Origin of the sequence: Streptomyces cellostaticus (assembly GCF_023630175.1) — a bacterium.
In the GTDB taxonomy this organism is placed as follows: domain Bacteria; phylum Actinomycetota; class Actinomycetes; order Streptomycetales; family Streptomycetaceae; genus Streptomyces; species Streptomyces cellostaticus_A.
Genome location: NZ_JALLIN010000001.1, coordinates 285,371 through 304,967 on the forward strand (window position 1 = coordinate 285,371; position 19,597 = coordinate 304,967).

At 70.4% G+C, this 19,597-nt stretch carries 13 protein-coding genes and 2 pseudogenes; 8 read left to right on the forward strand and 7 right to left on the reverse strand.

Features of this window, described 5'->3' with window-relative positions:
- The first annotated feature begins 15 nt into the window (after positions 1-15).
- Positions 16-933, forward strand: a complete 918-nt coding sequence (locus tag MXD57_RS00765) for a LysR family transcriptional regulator (protein WP_250399262.1) — start codon at positions 16-18, stop codon at positions 931-933.
- Positions 934-948: 15 nt separating this feature from the next.
- Here MXD57_RS00765 and MXD57_RS00770 read toward each other — a convergent pair whose 3' ends face one another.
- The 3 genes from MXD57_RS00770 to MXD57_RS00780 form a co-directional block, all read right to left on the reverse strand.
- Entirely contained in the window at positions 949-2,019 is a 1,071-nt protein-coding gene (locus MXD57_RS00770; RefSeq protein WP_250399263.1) for a low temperature requirement protein A, read from the reverse strand.
- Positions 2,020-2,384: 365 nt separating this feature from the next.
- Positions 2,385-3,353, reverse strand: a complete 969-nt coding sequence (locus MXD57_RS00775; RefSeq protein ID WP_250399334.1) for an SDR family NAD(P)-dependent oxidoreductase — start codon at positions 3,351-3,353, stop codon at positions 2,385-2,387.
- A gap of 679 nt (positions 3,354-4,032) precedes the next feature.
- On the reverse strand, positions 4,033-4,641 hold the full coding sequence (locus MXD57_RS00780; RefSeq protein WP_250399264.1) for an NAD(P)H-dependent oxidoreductase: 609 nt from the start codon (positions 4,639-4,641) through the stop codon (positions 4,033-4,035).
- 132 nt (positions 4,642-4,773) lie between these two features.
- On the opposite strand from MXD57_RS00780, the gene MXD57_RS00785 reads away from it, so the two are divergent.
- Entirely contained in the window at positions 4,774-5,193 is a 420-nt protein-coding gene (locus MXD57_RS00785) for a winged helix-turn-helix transcriptional regulator (RefSeq protein ID WP_250399265.1), read from the forward strand.
- A 556-nt stretch (positions 5,194-5,749) separates the two neighbouring features.
- Here MXD57_RS00785 and MXD57_RS00790 read toward each other — a convergent pair.
- Positions 5,750-7,165, reverse strand: a complete 1,416-nt coding sequence (locus tag MXD57_RS00790; protein WP_250399266.1) for an MFS transporter — start codon at positions 7,163-7,165, stop codon at positions 5,750-5,752.
- A 237-nt stretch (positions 7,166-7,402) separates the two neighbouring features.
- Between MXD57_RS00790 and MXD57_RS00795 the strand changes: the two genes are divergently transcribed.
- Together MXD57_RS00795 and MXD57_RS00800 are read left to right on the forward strand one after the other, a co-directional pair.
- Complete coding sequence (locus tag MXD57_RS00795; RefSeq protein WP_250399267.1) at positions 7,403-7,756, forward strand: ArsR/SmtB family transcription factor; 354 nt, start codon at positions 7,403-7,405, stop codon at positions 7,754-7,756.
- Positions 7,757-8,061: 305 nt separating this feature from the next.
- Positions 8,062-8,399: pseudogene (locus tag MXD57_RS00800) on the forward strand (DUF1348 family protein); the annotation flags it as partial.
- Positions 8,400-8,529: 130 nt separating this feature from the next.
- Here the strand turns inward: MXD57_RS00800 and MXD57_RS00805 are convergent.
- The 3 genes and pseudogenes from MXD57_RS00805 to MXD57_RS00820 all read right to left on the reverse strand — a co-directional run bounded on the left by MXD57_RS00805 (position 8,530) and on the right by MXD57_RS00820 (position 12,016).
- Entirely contained in the window at positions 8,530-10,032 is a 1,503-nt protein-coding gene (locus MXD57_RS00805) for an MFS transporter (protein WP_250399268.1), read from the reverse strand.
- A 525-nt stretch (positions 10,033-10,557) separates the two neighbouring features.
- Positions 10,558-10,653: pseudogene (locus MXD57_RS00815) on the reverse strand (IS481 family transposase); the annotation flags it as partial.
- Positions 10,654-10,849: 196 nt separating this feature from the next.
- A complete protein-coding gene (locus MXD57_RS00820) occupies positions 10,850-12,016 on the reverse strand; it encodes a GDSL-type esterase/lipase family protein (protein ID WP_250399269.1) in 1,167 nt (388 codons plus the stop codon).
- A 558-nt stretch (positions 12,017-12,574) separates the two neighbouring features.
- Here MXD57_RS00820 and MXD57_RS00825 point away from each other — a divergent pair.
- From MXD57_RS00825 to MXD57_RS00840, 4 genes are all read left to right on the forward strand, one after another.
- Positions 12,575-13,627 (forward strand): AfsR/SARP family transcriptional regulator, encoded by a 1,053-nt coding sequence (locus tag MXD57_RS00825; protein WP_250399270.1) that lies wholly within the window; start codon positions 12,575-12,577, stop codon positions 13,625-13,627.
- Positions 13,628-13,664: 37 nt separating this feature from the next.
- Positions 13,665-15,956, forward strand: coding sequence for a TOMM precursor leader peptide-binding protein (locus tag MXD57_RS00830; protein ID WP_250399271.1), 2,292 nt, complete (start codon positions 13,665-13,667; stop codon positions 15,954-15,956).
- Positions 15,946-17,892 (forward strand): TOMM precursor leader peptide-binding protein, encoded by a 1,947-nt coding sequence (locus MXD57_RS00835; RefSeq protein WP_374114634.1) that lies wholly within the window; start codon positions 15,946-15,948, stop codon positions 17,890-17,892. The genes MXD57_RS00830 and MXD57_RS00835 overlap by 11 nt, the downstream gene beginning before the upstream one ends.
- 76 nt (positions 17,893-17,968) lie before the next feature.
- Positions 17,969-19,555: a SagB family peptide dehydrogenase gene (locus MXD57_RS00840; protein WP_250399272.1), complete on the forward strand. Its 1,587-nt coding sequence runs from the start codon at positions 17,969-17,971 to the stop codon at positions 19,553-19,555.
- Positions 19,556-19,597 lie beyond the last annotated feature (42 nt).

Sequence of the window (19,597 nt, forward strand, 5' to 3'; positions counted from 1 at the left end):
TGATCTACTGAGAGGGTGGACATCCAGCAGATCCGGTGCTTCCTGGCCGTTGCCGAGGAGCAGCACTTCGGACGGGCCGCGGAGCGTCTCCGCATCACCCCATCACCGCTGAGCCGAAGGATTCGTGACCTCGAGAACGAACTCGGCGGAGCCCTGTTCGTACGCACGTATCACCAGGTGCGGCTGACACCGTTCGGTGAACGACTCATGGAACCCGCGCGTGAGGCGCTGGAGAGGTTCGACGCGCTCCGCGACGTCCCGGTCGAGGGTGGTGCTGACCGGCGCCCCGTTCGCGTCGGCGCGGCGCCGCTGGCCGCGCCGCAGGTCACCGCGACGGTCCAGGCGGTTCTCGGCCGTCACGCCCCGGGAATCCGTACGCAGGTGGAACTTGCCCCGTCGGCAGAGCTGCTGGACCTCCTGCACGCCGCCAAGCTGGACCTCGCCGTCGTGCACTTCCCCGTGCCCGGCGACGACCTGGGACGCCTGGCACTGGCAACCGGTTCCTACGCCGTGGCGATGCGTGCGGACGACCCGCTGAGCACGAGACTCACCGTACGGTTGGCGGACCTGGCCGATCGGCCCCTGACCCTGACGTCGCCGAAGGTCCATCCCGTGATGATGGGCACGCTGCGTGAGCGGCTACGGCGGGCCGGGGTGCACGACCTTCGCGAAGTTCCACACAGCGACGCCGTTCAGGTCGCCGCCCAGGTGCAGACGACGGGCAGCCGCAGCCTGATCATGGCGGGCCTCAAGCACCCGTCCTCGCGAGTGTTCGACGACCCCGCCTTCACGGTCGTCCGGCTCGACGAACCGGACTTGATCGTCGAGGTGGGAGTCGTGTGGCGCGAAGACTCACTCGAGACGCTTCCGTATGTCCGGTCCTGCCTCGAGGACTTGCGCGACGAGTACGCGCATCGCCCGATGCAGGTGTGACGAGGCCCGCTGCGGTTACGGGCTGCCCGCGGCAACACGGTGGTCGAGGGTGGCGACGGCGATCAGCACGACGACGACAGTGGTCATCCCGGCCCAGCCGGCGAACGCGGACGCCACGCCGAGAGGAACGACCGTCGCCGCTCCGACGAGGCGGTCCACGGTTCTTCCGGTTTTCAGCAGCGCGCGATAAAGGGCGTGTCCCATCAGAAACACAGCGGTACCACACCCGAGCCACCACGGGTTGGTGTGGTCGTGGAAGTGGTGGACGGCGTCGGTGATTCCGGCGGCGACGAGGATGATGCCGACGACCATGACCAGATGGGCACCGGTGAAGGCGTAGTGGGCGAGTATCTGGCGGCGGTGCGCGTCACGCTTGGCGAACTCCTCCTCGGCCCGGGTCTCATCCCCGTCGAAGTAGAGCCACCACAGGCAAAAGGCGACCGCGATACCCAGGGCAACGCCCACGGCGAGGGTGGCATCCACCGCATGGGGTTCCTGCCCTTGGGCACCGATGCCGATCGCGACCACGGACTCGCCCAGCGCGACGAGGATCAGGAGCGCGTGACGCTCGACGAAGTGGTGCGGTTCGATGACGAAGCCGCGAATGCGCCCCAGGAACAGGGAAAGGTAGAGAACCAGCGCGGCCACGATCCAGCAGGCCCAGGTCCACACGTCCGGCAGATGAGGCCCGACCAGTACGAGAAGTCCGGCGGCGGCGTTGAAGGGCACCGTGCGCATGATGGCTCGCCGGGAGGACGAGACGCTGGTCGTGAGGTAGACGCCGAAGTGGATGGCGACGACGGCGAGGTAGGCCAAGGGGAAGGCCCAGCCCTCGGGCTCGAAGGCGTAAGCCACGTCGAGCCCCATGATGAGGAAGGCCATCATGGCCAGTGACAGCAGGATCCTGACCGGCACGGCATCGGGCCGTACCGCGTTGGTGAGCCAGCCGAAGCCGCTGAACATCCACCACACGACGATCATCGGAAGCAGAGCCTTGAAGAGCCCTTCCCACCCCGGGGCGGCCTCGACCGCGCGTGTCACCTGCGTGACCACAAACACGAAGACGAGATCGAAGAAGAGTTCCATCGGCGTCACCCGGCCGCTGGCGTGCCGTGTGGGCCACAAGCGCCGACTACCGGACGGCGAATCCATTACCGCAAACCTCCTGTCGCGGCGGCGGGCAGACAGAGCCGCGTCAGTCCATTCATTGGTCGAAACGGAAACGGACACGGCCCGGAGAGACCACGTCTTCCCACGCCACGCCTTCTTCGGCGCTCCGCGGCTCCTGGAGCGTGACAGCTGCGGAGCAGGCGTGCCAGAACGGCCAGGGAGCCGGGAGGGAACGGCCGTGGGGGTCTGCGGTCGGCATGGCCGCGCGGCTCGCTGTACGGCCGGAAAGCCAGCAGGTGGCCCTCCTCAGCCAGCCCACGACAGGACACGGTGAGATTCGATCAGTCCTGCTGGGCGAACGCGTCGACACCGGTGAGTTCCGCCGAGAGCGACCACAGACGCTGCGCCTCAACAGGATCTGTCGCGTACTGGCGCACACCACGACCCGGCTCGCTGTCCTCCGAGGACAGCTCGGCGACGTCACAGTCCTCGAGGTAGACGCCTCCCATCCCCGTGAGCTGTGGTGAAGTAGCAGCCCACACCTGCGTGGCGGCCCCTTGCTCGGTGGTCTTGAAATCAGCGTTCGCCAGGTTGCCGTGCTGGTCGACCCAGCCGAAGGCGACCATCTCCTCACGGGGCAAGTGACGCTGCAATGGGGTCAGGATGGCCCCGGGGTGCAAGGAGAAGGCACGCACCCCTGCGCCCATGCCGAGTCTGTCGAGCTGAACGGCGAAAAGCGCATTGGCGGTCTTCGACTGCCCGTACGCCTGCCACTTGTCGTACCCGCGTTCGAAGTGGATGTCGTTCCAGCGCATCCCCGACGCGTGGTGGCCGACGGAGGAGACGGACACCACACGGGCCCCGCCTCGTGTCAGGGCGGGCCAGAGAAGGTTCACGAGAGCGAAGTGGCCCAGGTGGTTCGTTGCGAACTGGGCTTCCCAGCCGGGACCGACCCGGGTTTCGGGGCACGCCATGATGCCGGCGCTGTTGATCAGCATGTCCAGCGCCCGGCCGGAGGCGAGAAGGCGTTCGGCGAACGCATGGACGCTTTCGAGGTCGGAAAGGTCGAGTTCCTCAACCTCGACACCGTGGAGGGCGGCGACCGCCTCTCGTGCCGATGCCTGCCTCCGCGCCGGAACGATGACATGCGCTCCTGCCTTGACCAGTGCCCGGGTGGTCGCCAGGCCGATACCGGAGTAGCCACCCGTGACGAGGGCGAGTTGACCGCCGAGGTCCATCCCCGCCAACACGTCGTCGGCCGTGCTTCGCGAGCCGAAGCCCGACTGGATCTTGTGTTGTGGAGTGCTCATGTCTCTTATACTAGAAATCGGCGTGCATGCCGCGACCAGGGCGCGCTGACGGACGCCGTCGGATGACGGCGTCTGCGACGAATTCACCGGCGGACGGCTGGATGTCACTTTGCTCTTCCTTTCTCCAGCCGGTCGGAAGTCCGTGAACCTCAGACCGGTCATGTGGGCTGTGCTTCGTGCCCCGCACCCCCAGCCGACCTTCACCTCGCTCATGCGGGCGGAAGGCCGGACGGAGGCGCCGTCGTGAAGCGGGCCCTGCGGATCGACTCCGGATAGTGACGCCGTGCGGGCCTTGCGCAACAGCGCAAGCCTCCACCGGTTGCTGTGCGTGGGCCGCTGCCACCAGCGCCGCAGCCACGGGAGACATCCGCCGACGTGGACCCGACGATCGGTGATCGACATGGCATCGCACTGGAGCACGCAGGGATACCGGGATCCGGCGGGCGGTCCCACGCGACGGATCCCGCGACCTGCGCGGCGACATCCGTCAGAGCCCCACCATCCGGTACTGCGAGGTGCCCCTCCGGCACTTCACGCCGCCCCGGGTCAGAGCCGCTGCGTGGTAAGGAAGACCGCGGCGCACGTCGCGCCGGGAGCCCCGAGGCGTCGAGCGCGTCCGGCCTCGGGGTTCCGGCGCTCGACGCGGGCCGGCCCTTGCGCCACGGGGCTCGGCAGGACGTCAGGCAGCCGGCGCCGCGGCGGCGGCGAACACCGTATTCAGGTGAGCGTCCCAGTTGGCCAGGTCGGAGTCCGTCTCAGGGTTCTTCATCACGTCGAAGGCAGCGAACGTCGGCAGCGGCGAGAGGCCTACGAATCGCGCGTTCAGGTGCATGGGGAAGAGCATGTCATCGACCGAAGCACCCCGGAAGAACGGCTCCTGGGCGTCGTCGAACGCCTCACGCGGAGCGTTGAACGTCACCGACATCATGTAGCGCCCGTTGGTGAGTGATCCCCCGGTTCCGTAGTTGGCCTTGGGATTCTCAGCGACACGACCGTCGTTGGCACACATGCGGCCGTCCAAACCCGCGGTGTAGACCTCGTCGATGTACTTCTTGAACGACCAGGGCACGCCCATCCAGTTCACGGGGAACTGCATGATCACGTTGTCGGCCCATTGGTGGCGCGCCACTTCGGCCTCGACGTCGTACCCCTTGGCCACCTCGGTCACCTGTATCCGATGACCGAGCTCCTGCAACTGAGCAACGGCTCGTTCAACGAAGGCACTGTTCAGCCCACCCTCGGAGAAGTCGTAAGGCTGGTGCCCATTGATGATCAGGGTCTTCTGCACGGTTCAATCCTTATTGCGGCTTCGTTTCACCCGAACCCCGGGCTGGCCCGGGACCGGCAAGTACCAACCGTGCGACACGCGGAAACGAAACGCAACCAGTATACTTTTTGTAACCTGAGAGGTGGTGTGATCATGGGAGCAACGATCGAGCATGACGAGCGAGGCAGGGCGAGGGTTCACGACCCCTGTCTCAGCCCCTGCCCCATCGAACTGGGCATGCGGATCCTGGGGGGCAAGTGGACGGGATCGATCCTGTGGCACCTCAAGGACGGGCCGGTGCGCTTCAACGACCTGTCGCGCATGCTCGACGGCGCCAGCAAGAAGATGATCTCCGAGAGGCTTCGGCAACTCGAGAGCCGGGGGTTGATCACACGTGAGGTGAAGGACACCGCGCCGGTGTCGGTCCACTACGAGATCACGCCGTTCGGCCGCAGTGCCCTGGGGTTCCTTGACGAACTGCGCCGCTGGTCGGAAACCTTGCCGGAATCTCTAGCCGAGGTAGCGAGATCGGGCTTCATTTCGCCTGAGCAACCCGCTGCCCCAGGAGCTTGAGCCACTGAGCGTGGATAGCTGCCGAGAGGCAGCACCGCGACCTGCGCGCCTCATGGACAGGGCGGCGAAAGCGCCACCGGCGCCTTCGCCGTCCCACCTGCTCCGGCGCCCCCTTCCACCGACCTGCCACGTCGGGCGACGGACGGGCGCGGTGCGTCCAGGGTTCACGCTGTGCTCGGATACGACGCCATGCGGAAGCAGCCCTGGGCGCACGACCCGTCCGGTGGCTGCGGCCACCTTCCCACCACCGACGCCACCCCTTCAGGAGTGGCGTGATCGGACAAGAAATGCCGACAGGACGTGTCATCGCGGTGCGCATGCCACCTCGCACACCGCCGCACGCTCCACGACGGCACCGCGAAGCCGCAGCGCCTCGTGAGTTCGCCGAGAAGGCGCCGGGTGACAGCACTTCTCTCGCCGCGGACCTGCTGGCGGACGGCTTCTAGAGGTACTCGGCCATGAGGTGGGTTACTCGCGTCGGCAGTTGATCAAGAGAAGGCCTCCGGGCGGGGTGGAGATGCATGGAGGACCACCAAGCGCGTGCGGCCCGTGGACTTCACCGTGGGCCACGAGCGGGACTCAGTGAGCACGCGTCGGTGCTGGCGGTCGCAGGGGCTCGGGCCGGTAGCGCATCGCCGCTCGGCGCCGGTGCCGGATAGGAATACGGCCGACGCAATCCGAAAGCGCTCAGCGCCGCGTTGATCGCGAGGGCTCCGACGGCCGCGACCAGGGCAGAGCGCAGCCCGGAGAGGAAGCGGTCGGAGGACGCCTCGCCGACCAGCAGGCCCATCACGGCGACCCCGATCAGCCCGCCCAACTGCCGTGATGCGTTGAGGACACCTGAGGCGATGCCGGCGTTGGCCGGGTCCACGGAGCCGAGCATGGCGTTCGTCATGGGTGGGACGACCAGGCCGATGCCGAATCCCGCGACGGCGAACTGAGCAGCGATCTGTGCATACGCTCCCGAGCCGAGGACCGGCACGGTGGCCAGGTAGCCGACGGCGGCGAGGGTGTTGCCGGTGATCAGCACAGTACGGGCGCTGTAGCGCTTGATCAGCGGGCCGCAGGACAGGTTCGCGATCATGATGGCGGCCGTCATCGGCAGGAATGCCAGGCCCGCGACGATGGGCGAGTAGTCCCAGGCCTGCTGGAAGAAGAGGCTGAAGACGAAGATCAGGCCGTAGAAGGCGAAGTTGAGCAGCACACCGATGAGCGAGGTGGCACTGAAGGCCCTCCGCCGAAACAGGTGCAGGGGAAGCATCGCATCGCGGCTGCGGCGCTCTACGGCGATGAAACCGACAAGCGTGACCACGAAGATGGCGAGGCAGGTCAGAACAGTGACCGAGATCCACCCCTGGGCGTTGGCCTCGACGATGCCGCCTGTGAAGGCGCACAGACCGACCACGGCGAGAAGTTGGCCGGGGAGGTCGAGCGAACGACGCACGACAGCATCACGGGCGGGGGCGGGCCGAGCACAGGCCCGTATGAGCACGATACCGAGGACTGCGATCGGGACGTTGACGTAAAAGATCGAGCGCCAGCCGAACGAGTCCACCAGGAGCCCGCCCACGACCGGGCCGAGCGCGAGCGCGAGTCCGCCAGCCGCGGCCCACAGGCTCACGGCGCGGGTGCGCTCGGCGGAGGCGGGAAAGTTACTGTTCACGATGGACAGGGACGACGGCACGATCAGTGCGGCGCCGACCCCCTGGATCACGCGTGCGGCGATGAGAGCGACGAGCGAGGCGGCTGCTCCACAGGCCAGCGAGGTCACGGCGAAGAGCGCGAATCCCATCATGAAGATCTGCTTGGGGTCATAGCGGTCACCCATGGCGCCGGCAGTCAGGAGGAAGGCTGCGAAGGTGAGGGCGTAGCCGTTGATCACCCATTCCAGCCCCGACAGGTTGCCGCCGAGGTCCGCGGTGAGAGTCTTGGCGGCGACGTTCACAACACTGACGTCCAGGATGACCACCACGAAGCCGAGGCAGGCTGCGAGTAGCGTCGGGCCCGGTCGGGCCTTGTGGGCTCGAGTCTGTGCCACAGGTCTTCCCTTCAGGCGTACCGGCGGGGGCGGGAGCGGGGCGATGGGTCACCGGCTCGAATAGACTGTTCGACGATGGGCGAAGAGTCCGAGTGTACGTAAGCCATCGAACACTTTGCAATCCGTGCACCACGCACACGGGCCGAGCGAGTCGAGACGGAGCGACCAGCCATGGCGGCACAGACCCAACGGCAGCCCACCGCGAGCTACCGCACCCCGCCAGTCCACATGGACCCTGGCGAGGTTGCCCTGGAGACGGCACTGCTGGCCCTCGCCGACCCCGTGCGCCAGATTCTGGTGCGGGAGCTGGCGCAGGCCGGTGACTGGGAGCGGCAGTGCGGCAGCTTCGACGTGCCGGTCACGAAGGCGACTCTCAGCAAACACTTCGCAGTGCTGCGTGAGGCTGGGCTGCTGGAGCAGCGGGACGCCGGGGCGAAACGACTCAACCGGCTTCGGAGAGCCGAATTCGACGCCCGCTTCCCCGGCCTGCTAGATCTTGTTCTCCGTCACGAGGGCGCCTCATAGATGCGTTGATCACGCCGGGTGTATCGATCACGAGGGTTGCCGACAACGCCGAGGCCTCGATCACGGCGAAGAGCTGCGGTGTGTGGAGGCGACGCTCGGTCGGACGGGGCCGGCGGTCCACCAGGACGAAGCGGGCCGACGGCACCCCGGGGCCGGCACCACCCCACCGGGGACGGTCCGCCCCGCCGGCATCCGTGCGGTGCGGCACCGCCGGACGGTCGTCGGCGGCCGCCGGGGATCAAGGCGCTCCGACCGGCGCCGCGACGGCTGCGCGGGCGTCGTCGGCCGGGGCCGGGTCGCCGCTGATGCCAGTCGTCACGACGGCTCCAGATCGCCCGCCGTTCACGCGGGAGACCGCGCTGCGGAAGGTCCAGGCGACTGAGAACGCATGGAACACCCGCGGCCCCGGCGGCTGACATCCGCGTGCACCCGGACTCGACGCGGCGGAACCGGGACGTGTTCATCGGCGGCCGTGCGGAGATCGTCGCCTTCCTGATGCAGAAGTGGTGCGCGAACCGGACCACGCGCTGCGCAGGAGCCTCTGGGGGTTCCACGAGAACCGGATCGCTGTCCGATTCCAGCACGAGTGGCACGATGCGGGGGCAGAAGGTGGCGCAGTCACGGCAACGAGCTGTCGGAGTTCGCCGTGGGCCCGGGCGGCGCAGCGCCCTCCGAGGCCGCCGCGCTCATGCAGGACACCGCGCCCGCCGCCTCCGGCCGGCTCCCGCTGCCGCACGCCGCCAAGGGAGCGCGGCCCCGGGTGCGGCCGCCCCCTACCGGCGCGCCCCGCGGCGTGGCAGCGGCACGAGAGCCAGTCCCGCCACGATGAGCGGCAGGAAGCTGACCAGCAGCATGGTGAGTTGCAGCGCCTGGGTGAAGTCCAGACCGAGGTGGAGTCCGGAAGCCTGACGGAGCAGGTTCGGATCGTAGACGCTGCCGCCGACGTTCTGTGCCATCGCACTGCTTACGGCATCCACGGTCTGCTGCGCCTCGTTCACGGACAGATCGCGTGACTGCGCGTCCGCCAGCCAGCTCCGCTGGAAGAAGGAGTTGAAGAGCAGGAGGTAGACGGTGGGCCCGAGTGCCGAGCCGGTCATCCCGAAGGCCATCTGCACGGAGGCCACCGTGCCGGACCGCCCCGGCGGTGCCTGGGCGAGGACCGTCTCGGACACCGCTGTGGAGGTGACCAACGCCCCCAGGTTGGTCAGCCATGTGGCCAGTACGAGCAGCCACAGCGCCATCGTGGGGCTGACGGTGCCGGCCAGCAGCAGACCGCTCGCCGCCATCGCGAGCAGACCGGTGACCATCACCGGCCGGGGACTGTGCTTCCCGACCAGGCGCCCGGCCATGATCACGGCGCCGGCGACGAGAAGCGTGCCGGGCAGGTACAACAGGCCGATCTTCTCGGGGGACAGCCTCAGCACCACACTGCCGAACTGCCCCAGAACCAGGCTGAGCCCGACCCCCAGGAAGTTCAGAGTGAGGGCCGCCGCCAGGGCCACACTGAACGGTGCGCTGCGGAACAGCGCCAGATCCAGCGCGGGTTGGGCGGTGCGGCGGGCATGCAGCACGTAGAGCACGACGGCGACCGCACTGATCACCAGCGGTACCCAGGTCTGGGGCCGGGAGACGCCGTTCTGCGCCGCGGCGAGACCGACGACCAAGGTCAGCAGGGCCGCTCCGATCAGGCTGACACCGGTCACGTCCACGGGGCGCCCCTGCTGGGCGGGGGTCGGCGGCACATACCGGGCCGTCAGCCACAGCGAGACCAGGGCGAGCGCAGGGGCGATCAGGAACAGGAACCGCCAGCCGACGGCCGCCACCGCCCAGCCCGTGAACGCGGGGATCACCCCGCACAGGACCATCTCGACGCCCATCAGGACACCGATGGCCGCCGGCCGTTGCTCCTCGGTCACCGACACCTTCAGCAGGGCCAGCGACACACCCAGCAGCATGGTCATCCCCAGCCCGTCCAGGAACCGCATCGCCAGCAGGAATCCGTAGCCGGGGGAGAACGCGGAGAGCACGTTGACGACCGTGACGACCACCAGTCCCCGCATCAGCAGCCGCTTGAGTCCCACGGTGTCCGCGAGGCTGCCCGCGGCGAGGACGGAAGCGGCCATCACCAGCGTCGCGGCTCCGCTCAGCAGCCCGACGGCCTGGGGCGGCACCTGCAGCGCCCGGTCCACCTGGGCCAGGTTCAGGCTGAGGACCAATGGGTCGACCACCGTGACGGTGAAGGCGAGGGAGAGCCCGAGGACGATCGCCAGAGGCATTCCCCTGGCAGGCGGCCCGACCGCCGGCACGGCAGTACCGCCACTGCTTCCACGTCCCATGCCGGTCGACGCTAGCCGGGTGGCAGCGGACCGTCCGGCTTGCCCGGTCCAACACGCGCGGAAGCCAGACGATCGGGTCAGCGGGGAAACCGGCCCAGCCGCCCGGCCCCGGGCTCCGGGACTGCACCGTGCGCAAGTCGGACCGCTCCGGACGGGCCCGGAAGCGTACGGAGCTCGTGCGGGTCGAGGGGCGGGTGGTGGCGAGTGGGAGGTCGAAGCGGGTGTGTGTTCGTGGCGCGTGACGACTGCGGCGGCGTCGGTGCGGGCCGTGCACCCTTGCCCTGACGTCTCATCAGAACAAGCGTCAAATGAGCGTCAGCCCATGAACAGAGACTTCCCGTCCTCACCGCCCCCCCCTGCTGCCCCACCTCGCATACCCGCTGCTGGCTCTTGGCTGCCGTCGCTGAGGCCCGCGCCGGGCTTGCCGAGGGCGGCATCCCGATCGGCGCCGCGGTGCGCGGAGCTGTTGCGGCCGCCCTGGGCCCTGCCGTGGACCTTGTGTCCGCCGCCGTCGGGGATGTTGCCCAGCTTCTTGATGTCGACGTGGATCAGTTCGCCGGGCCGTCGACTCCTCGGCCACGGCGTCGACTCATCCGGCCGGGCGGCCGGTACGCCACTGGTACCGCACCGGCACTCCGTGAGCTCCTGACGCCCTGCCGCGGTGAGTTCACCCGAACGGCCGTCACCGCGTTCGACCTTGGTCCGGCGATGGCCATGGGAGCATCTCCTGTTCATGACCATGCGTCCGCGAGAGGCTTCAGGTGACGGTGGTCAGGTACATACCCGTCGCGTCGCGGCCAGGGGTGTTGTGGCAGGCGTAGTTTCCGGACGCCTGCGCGTAGATCAGCGTGAGACAGCTACCCAGGGCGCGCTGGGCGTAGTAGTTCGGGTGGAACGACTCCTGGGCGGTCCCTTGCAGCGCGCCACTGACCAGGAAACGTGCCCACTCGCTGGTCGCCGCCGAGGGCCCCTGTCCCGGTGTCGCCAGTCGGGACGTCTTCGAACAGACCTCGCGACCTTGCAGCATGTCCTGCAGGTCGAGGAACTGGACCTGTTCCGCCTTGGCCACGGCCTTCAGCCGGGCGGAGAACTCGGGGACGAACGTGTCGCGCGCCCAGTCTGCGTCCGCGTTCCAGAACGGGCAGCCACCGGTGGTCACCCGGGTCCAGCCGCTCTGCGAGTAGCGGTTCTCGGAACTGCGGGGGATCGGCGAGGGTGCCGACTGCAGGACGATGCGGTAGTCGGCCGTGGAGTAGCCGGCGGCGGACATCACCGCACGGATCTCCTCGATCGACTTGGTGACTCCGGTCATCGCGGCGCCCATGCGGCCTGCCACGGCTCTCTGCTGGTCGTCGTGGCAGTAGGAGTACCAGACGATGTAGTCCTCGGCACAGGTAGCGATGACGTCGGCGAAGCCCAGGTCGTTGCCGCCGATCGAGAGAGTGATCAGCTTGACCCGGTCGTTCGCGGCGACCTTGGCCAGCTGGTCGGCTTGCGGCGCCTCCCCTTTCAGGGGTTGTCCGCCCCGCGCGGACCGGAAGACGTTGGCCGTGGTGGCACCGGAGCAGGCCAGGTTGACCTGCACATCACCGATTCCGGTGATGCTGTTCACCTCGGCGGAGTCGGAGCGGTCGCACCCGCTGGAGTAGGTGTTCCCGTACACGAGGGCCGGGTCGTAGCGGCCGGCGGTGTAGGCGCGGTCAGTACCGCTGCGGCTGCCGGTCTGCGTGTTGCTGTTGCCCCGCCACCGGCCGGCCTCTCCGGAGATGTAGCTGTCCCCCATCGACACCACGGCGACGGGCCCGCCCCCCGGGCTCGCGTGTGCGGGGCCGGCGCCGGCGGCGAGCAGGCCCGTGACGGTCAGGAAGGCTGTGACGAAGGCGGCGGCAGGCCGCCAGGGTCTGAGACGGAATGTGGGCACCATGAGACTCCTGAATCGCAGCCGTGCCGAGCACGGAGGTGGGCATGGGCGACGAGCACGCCGAGGAAGATGAACGCCGGCCGAGCGCCAGGGGAATGTGGCACGCGCCGCTTAGTTACCGCAAGGTAGCTGCAGTCACTTTCTTGCCCTCTCAACGAACCGCCGGCCCCCGTGCGGCTCTCCTCGCTGCGCGGACTCCTTGGCGGCCCCACACGCTCTCCCCTCGACACAGGCGCGCCCGGAATGCCGCGTGGAGGCAGGTGACCTGGCCGCACCGACTGCTGGTGGCGGCACGGGGAGCGGCCGATCGCGCGGCCTGCGGTCGGTGGCGTGCTTGAGGCAATCGGGGTGAAGCCCTGTCCGGGCGCATGCGCGGTGGCCCTCCGCGCCGACCCGTGGCTCCACAAGTAGCCATCAGCTTCGCGCCGACCTCTGGACGGCGAGGCCCGACCGATTCTAAGTTCACCCTCGAAGGTTGACTTGTGCATGACCAAAGCCTGAGTGTGAGCCGGGCACTGGTCGAGCACAACCGTTGGTGCAGGCTCCCCAACACGAGAGGCTGTGGTGAAGACCGAGGCCCAGGCGCCCGACGGCGCCGCTCCCGAGCCGTTAACCGCCACCGTGCTGCCCGCTCGCCCCCGGTTCCTGGTGCTGGGCCTGTTGGCCATCACCGACGGCCGCGAGACCGTCGTGCTCCAGCCCTCCAAGCCGACGTCGCTGCTCGCCGCCCTGCTCCTGCACCCCGGTGCGGTCGTCTCCGTCGAGCTGCTGCAGCGTGCGGTCTGGGGGAACCGGCCGCCGGCCGGGGGGAGGTCGGCACTGCACACATGCGTGCTGCGGCTGCGCCGGCTCTTCGCGAAGTACGGCGTCGCCGACCACGCCATCGAGGCCGTACCCGGGGGCTACCGGCTGGACGCGGACGCCGACACGCTCGACCTGCTCCGGTTCCGCGGTCTGCTGGCCAGGGCCTGCGCCAGCGACGATCCGAAGTCCGCGCTGTGCCTGGCGCGGGCCGCGCTGCGGCTGTGGAAGGGGCCACTGCTCGCCAACGTCCGCTCCGACGAACTACATCGCGACCACGTCCCGCGCCTGGCGGAGGAACGCCTCCTCGCCGTCGAGCGGGTGTTCGACGGCGAATTACGGCTGGGGCGGCACCGGGAGATGATCGCCGAGGCCCGCGAGGCGGTCCATGCCGACCCCGGGCACGAAGGGCTCTCCGCCCTGCTGATCAAGGCACTGTACCGCTCCGGGCGGCGTGCCGAAGCGCTCGCCGAGTACGGCCGGATCCACAGCCACCTCGGCAAGGAGCTCGGCCTGGAGCCCGGGCCGCTGCTGCGCGGGCTCCAGCTGGCCGTCCTGCGAGGCGAGCCGCCCGGCGAGCCACCGGCGTCTCCCGAAGCCGTCCCGCCGCCCGGGCTTGGCAGGGCCTCTCCCCCGGCTCCGGGCGCGCTGATCCTGCGCCGCCTGGTCGAGGCCGGGCTGCTGGAGGAGGAGACCTCCGGCAGGTACCGGGTCCACGACCTGCTACGGCTCTTCGTCCAGGCGGCCGGCACCAGCCTTGCCGTCTCCGCGCCGCCCGGCCCGACCGAAGTCCCCCCGTCGCCCGCCGGTTGAAGGTCCCCCTGCCTGTCCCCCGGAGGATTCACACGCCATGGCCCACGCACCCTCGTCCGACGAGGAGATCGCACAGTCACGTCCCCGGATACGCAGGGATGTTCTCTTCACCCAGACCCCGAACGGTGTGCTGTTCCACAACGCCCACGGGGGGTTCAACGTCGTCACCCAGTCCGCCTACCGCTTCGCCACGCTGGTCGTGCCTCACCTCAACGGTGAGCGGAGGGTCGAGGAACTGTGCGCCGGCCTCGGGGAAATGCACCGCGACATGGTGGTCCGACTCGTGCGCGCGCTCTACGCGCGTGGTTTCGCCCGGGACGTCAAGTCCAGACCGGCGGCCGACGTGCTTCCCCCACAGATCACCGCGCGTTTCGCCCACCAGCTCGGCTACCTCGACCACTACGCGGACGAGGCGCCGGTACGGTTCCTGCGCTTCCGCTCCACCCCGGTCGCCGTGCTCGGCGGCGATGCGCTGGCCCGGTGGGCCGCGCTCGGGCTCCTCCGCAACGGCTGCGCCACCGTGGCCGTCACCGAACAGGCCCCGTCGCAGGGCGTGCTCAGCCGCGAACTGCACGGCGTGGAAGGCACCACCGAGCTCGACGCCGAGGCCGCCGACCTCGCGGCGGCCGACTGCTCCGCGCGCCTTGCCCGACTGCCGCGTCCGGCCGACGGGAGGTACGGCTGGGCCGACCTCGAGGGGTGGGACACCGTCCTGGTCACCGGTGTGGAGGGGCCCCGCCAGATGCTCCGGCTGCTCGCCGAGGGCGTGCCCGCCGGACGGCGGCTGCTCGGCGCCTGGACGTTCGGCAACCGCGCCGTGGTCGGACCGGTGATGACCGCCGGCACACCCGGCTGCTGGTGCTGCGCCGCACTGCGGCTCGGCGCGGCGGCCGACGCCGCCGACAGTGCGGCGCTCTGGGCCTCGACGGGCCCTGCCGCACCGCTCGGCGTGCCCACGCCCGCCCTCGCCGGCCCACTGGCCGGGATGCTCGGCAACCTCCTGGGCTTCGAGGTGTTCCGCCTGGTCACCGAGGCCCTGCCGGCCGAGACTCTCAACCAGGTCGTCGTCCAGGACCTCGACTCCCTCGACGTACTGACCGAACCGCTGCTGCCACACCCTCGCTGCCCGTTCTGCGGCACCGAGGACACGGGTGCGACCGGCGACGCCACGCCCGGCGGTGACCTCCTGCGCACGCCTCACAGCGACGACCGACCCGCCGCTCTCCCCTCCGACGGCACCGCCGACGAGGACGCAGGCAGGGCCGCTATCACCGCGCTGGAGCGGCGCGATGTGCTCGTGCGCGAGGCGGCCGGCGTGTTCACCGCGTACGCCGACGACGATTGGGAGCAGACGCCGCTGAAGGTCGGCACCGTCCGTCTGGGCATCGCCCCGGGCCAGGTGCGCCGGGTGTCCGCCGCCGACGTCCATCACGTGGCCGGTGCGCGCCTGGAAGCCCTCTTCCGTGCCGCCGAGGTCTACGCCGAGCACGTGGTACCGCCCCCGGTGCTGGACGCCGACGCGCTGGAGAGGGCCGTCGGCACGTGGCGGCGGGTCGCACCGGCCGAGTTCGCCGTGTCCAGTGGACTGGCCGTGACCGCCGACCGGATCACCCACTGGAGCGCGGCCACTTCCCTGGTGGACGGAGGGAGGGTGCTGGTGCCCGCCGGAGCCGTCCGCACCCTCGGCGGCTGGAACGACCAGGGCCTGTTCGAACGGACCTCGGCCGGCACCGGCGCCGCCGGCAGCCCGCGCGGCGCGCTCGCCCGTGCCCTGCGCACCGCCCTCACGCTTGACGCGCTGCGCGGTGCGGTCCGTCGCACGGCCTCGGTGACCGTCGTGGACCCGGCCTCGCTCACCGGAGATCCCGCACTCCTCTTCCTGCTTCGTTCGGCGAAGAACCTGGGTGTCACGCCGGAGATCCTCGACCTGACGGCAGCGGGCGGCGGGCACGGTCTGCCGGTCGCGATGGCGCGTCTGACCGACGCGGCGACGGGCGGGGTGCGCTGGGCCGCCGGCAGCGGACTGCGCCCGCGCGAGGCCGTGCTGGAGGCGCTGCGCGACCTCCTCGGCACCGAGCAACTGCGCCGGGCCGGTGCGGAACCCGACACCGGCGACCCGCTCTGGGCCGACCTGGAGGCCGCGACCCTGGTCGCCTCCGATGTCGTACCGCTGCCGGAGGCCGCGACCGGTTGGGCTGCCGTACTGGACCGTCTTGCCGCGGCGGGCCGGGACGCGTTCGCGGTACCGGTGGCCGCTACCGACCTCGCCGTCGGCCAGATCCACACGGCGCGGGTCCTGCTGACCGGCGAGGCGTGTCGTGCCCGCTGAGACCGTCACGGCGCCACGATCCCGCTCCGGTGCGCGGGGCCCGTGGGACGCGGTGTGCGCCGATCTCACCGCCGGCCTGACAACCGCCCTTGCGGGCCGGTATCCGGCAGCGCCGCCTGCCGTGGTGGTCCCGCTCGGCGTCCGGGACGAACTGGCCGCCGAACCCCGGGAGTACGCGCCGGGTGCCGCACCGGTCGGCCTCTACGGGCACCACGCGGTGGTCGGCCCCGTCGCCTTGCCCGGCACACCCGGGTGTCCGCAGTGTCTGGCCCGCCGCTGGCAGGCCGTGCGTGCCGGGTTCCTGCGGGAAGCCCTGGAACGGGGCGGCGAGACCCGCGCCACCGGGACGCCGCCGTGGCGGGTCGGCTTCGGGGTGGACGCCCTCGCGGCCCTCGTGGCCGAGGCGGGCCGGCGGCCCCGCGCCGAACGCGGCCGCCCGTGGGTCTGGCTGCTGGACCTGGAAACCCTGCGTGTCGCCCGGTACCCGCTGGTGCCCGACGGCGAGTGCCCGACCTGCGCGGTGCTGCCCGAGGACACCGCGGAGGCCGCCCGGATCGTCCTGGAACGCAAGCCCGAGCACGCCCCGGGCAGCTTCCGGCTGCGTCCGCCGGGCGCGTACGACCTGCCGCTGGAGGCGTTCGCCAATCCCGTGACCGGGATGCTCGGGCCGTCCGTCGTCCCCGACCTGGCGTCCGCATCGACCTCCTCCGTGGTGGGCGCGTTCACCACTCGTTCCGGTGCCTACCTGCGGGAGTGCTACTGGGGCGGGCACACCGGCGCCTACGGTGCGAGCACACGGGTCGGGCTGCTGGAGGGGCTGGAGCGGTACGCCGGGATGCGGGCTCGGGCGAAGCGGACGGTGATCACGGCTGCCCTCGACGAGTTGGGCGACACGGCGGTCGACCCGCGTGTCACCGGCCTGTATTCCGACGCCTTCCACGCCTCCGAGACGGACGCGCCGCGCTTCGCACCGGACCGGCCGGTGGACTGGGTGTGGGGGTGGTCGCTGCGCGACTCCCGGCCGGTCCTCGTACCGGAGATCGTGGCGTACTACCACGCCCCGGGCGGCGCCCGGCAGCGCTTCGTGCAGGAGAGCTCCAACGGCTGTGCCTCCGGCGGCAGTCCGGTGGAGGCCGTGCACCACGGGCTGATGGAGGCCGTAGAGCGCGACGCGTTCCTGCTGGCCTGGTTCGGGCGGGCCCGGCTGCCCGAGATCGACCCGGCGAGCAGCACCACACCGGCGACGCGGGCCATGGTCGACCGGCTGGCGATGTACGGCTACCGGGCCCGGTTCTTCGACACCCGCATCACCTTCCCCGTGCCGGTGGTGACCGCCGTCGCCGAACGGATCGACGGGGGGCCGGGCTCGCTCTGCTTCGGCGCGGGTGCCTCGCTCGACCCGGAGGCCGCGCTCGCGGCGGGCCTGTGCGAGATCGCCACCGACTGCGTCAATCTGCGCCGCCGCACCGACCGCGAGGAGGGCAGACTGCGCCGTATGGCACGCGACTTCGGCGAGGTGCAGGTGCTGCATGACCACCCACTGCTGTACGGGTTGCCCGAGATGCGCCGGTACGCCGACTTCCTGCTGCACGGCCGGGACGACGCGGAGCGGGTGCCGCTCGCCGCGCTCGCACCGGGTGCCGCGGCGTTGCATCCCTCCTGCGCTCTGCGGGACAAAGTGGAGGCCTGCGTCACCGCCGTCGCCGAGCGCGGCTTCGACGTGGTGGTGGTCGACCAGACAGCGTACGAGCAGCGCGCCCTGGGTCTGTACACGGTGAAGGTCCTGGTGCCCGGTCTGATCCCGATCGACTTCGGCTGGCGCCGGCAGCGCGGCCCGCTGATGCCCCGCGTCCGCACGGCGCTGCGCGAGGCCGGGCTCCGCGACGACGACCTGTCCCCGGAGGACCTCAACCCGGCCCCCCATCCCTTCCCCTGACGATCCGTACCAGCCACCCGGGCGCCGGGTCCCGAGCGGCCGGCGTCCACCAGAGGAGCACAAGAAGGGAGTGATCATGGGATTCGCCCATGAGTACGCGACCGCGGTGATGCGGCGGGGCAGGAACCCCATGGAGCCGGCCGACTTCGTCCCCGACTGGGCCGACCGCCCCCGCAAGGGCAAGTTCTTCCCCGGTGCCCCGTCCTTCCCGCTGCCCGACGGCGGCTGCGCCGACGATGCGACGCTCGGCCGGGGTCTGTTCGGGGAGCGCGGCACCGGGGCGTTCACCCTGCCGCTGCTCGGCGCGATGCTCCGCGACTCCTACGGCCTCACCGGCCGCCGCCTCGCCGTGCAGGCCAACAGCGACCTGGGCTCGCTGCCGTTCCACGCCCAGGCGAACTGGTCCCGCGGTACCGCGTCCGGTGGCGGCCTGTACCCGATCGGCATTCACTGGGCGAGCGGCGCCGGTGGTCCCCTCACACCGGGGGTCTACCACTACGACACCCCCCACCACCGTCTCGACCGGCTGCTGTCGGGAGACGTCACGGGTGAAGTCCGGGCCTGCCTGAAGGACTTGCCCGGAGCAGCCGAAACCGACCAGTTCCTGGTACTGGGAGTGACCTTCTGGCAGAACTCCTTCAAATACAACAGCTTCGGCTACCACGCCATCACCATGGACATCGGCGCCCTGCTGCAGACCTGGCGGATGTGGTCCCGGGCGCACGGCATCCATCTGGGCAGCGCCCTCTGGTTCGACGAGCCCCGGCTCGGCCGGCTGCTCGGGCTGGACCCGGAGGAGGAAGGAGTGTTCGCCGTCGTACCGTTGCCCTGGTCGGGGACCGCCCCCGTGCCCCCGCCCTCGGCCCCCGGTACACGCGTTCGCCGCACCCCCGCCGAGAAGTCCCGCCGGGTCCGGTTCTTCCCGACCCTGCGCCGTGTGCACGAGGCCACACTGGAGGGCGCCGCCGACCGGCCCGCCGCGCACACCCTCGACCCCGCCCTGGCCCTTCCCGCGGGTCCGGGCGACCGTGTGCCACTGCCCGCGCCCGACTCGCTGAACATCCCCGTGCGGCGGGCCCTGCGTGAACGCCGCAGCAGCTTCGGCCGGTTCACCGCCCACGTACCGCTCGACGCCGCCCGGCTCGCCGCCGCGCTCGCCGCGGCCGTCGCCGCCAGCACCCTGGACAGCGACACCGAGACGTCCGGCGGAGCGCCCCTCACCCGGCTCTTCGTCTTCGTCAACCACGTGGACGGCGTCCCCGCGGGTCTGTACGTCCACGACCGGGACACGGGCGAGCTGGTGCTGGTGAAGGCCGGCAGTTTCGGCCTCTTCCTCCAGGAGAACTACTTCCTGGCGAACTACAACCTGGAGCAGGCGGCCGCCGTTCTGGTGCCGGTGGCCCGTACACACGCCGTACTGGACGCGGTCGGCGATCGCGGCTACCGCCTGGTCAACGCCTCGGTGGGCGCCACCGCCCAGGCCGTGTACACCGCCGCGTCCGCCACCAGGACGGGGTGCGGGGTCGCGCTGGGCTTCGACTGCGTCTCCTACGCGGAGCAGTTCGCGGTGGGCGAGCAGGACGAGGTCCCGCTTCTGATCATGATGATCGGCAACGAGCGGCCCCACCCGGCCGACTACCGCTACGAGATCGTCGCCCCATGACCCGGAGTCCTCGTCCCCTCCCCGGCACGCCCGGAAGCCGGG

What these genes read in the sequence shown, in the direction of transcription:
- MXD57_RS00770 (WP_250399263.1), bottom strand. Translation starts at nt 2,019, where the DNA reads ATGGAACTCTTCTTCGATCTCGTCTTCGTGTTTGTGGTCACGCAGGTG.
- MXD57_RS00775 (WP_250399334.1), bottom strand. Translation starts at nt 3,353, where the DNA reads ATGAGCACTCCACAACACAAGATCCAGTCGGGCTTCGGCTCGCGAAGC.
- MXD57_RS00785 (WP_250399265.1), top strand. Translation starts at nt 4,774, where the DNA reads ATGGGAGCAACGATCGAGCATGACGAGCGAGGCAGGGCGAGGGTTCAC.
- MXD57_RS00795 (WP_250399267.1), top strand. Translation starts at nt 7,403, where the DNA reads ATGGCGGCACAGACCCAACGGCAGCCCACCGCGAGCTACCGCACCCCG.
- MXD57_RS00805 (WP_250399268.1), bottom strand. Translation starts at nt 10,032, where the DNA reads ATGCCTCTGGCGATCGTCCTCGGGCTCTCCCTCGCCTTCACCGTCACG.
- MXD57_RS00820 (WP_250399269.1), bottom strand. Translation starts at nt 12,016, where the DNA reads ATGGTGCCCACATTCCGTCTCAGACCCTGGCGGCCTGCCGCCGCCTTC.
- MXD57_RS00830 (WP_250399271.1), top strand. Translation starts at nt 13,665, where the DNA reads ATGGCCCACGCACCCTCGTCCGACGAGGAGATCGCACAGTCACGTCCC.
- MXD57_RS00840 (WP_250399272.1), top strand. Translation starts at nt 17,969, where the DNA reads ATGGGATTCGCCCATGAGTACGCGACCGCGGTGATGCGGCGGGGCAGG.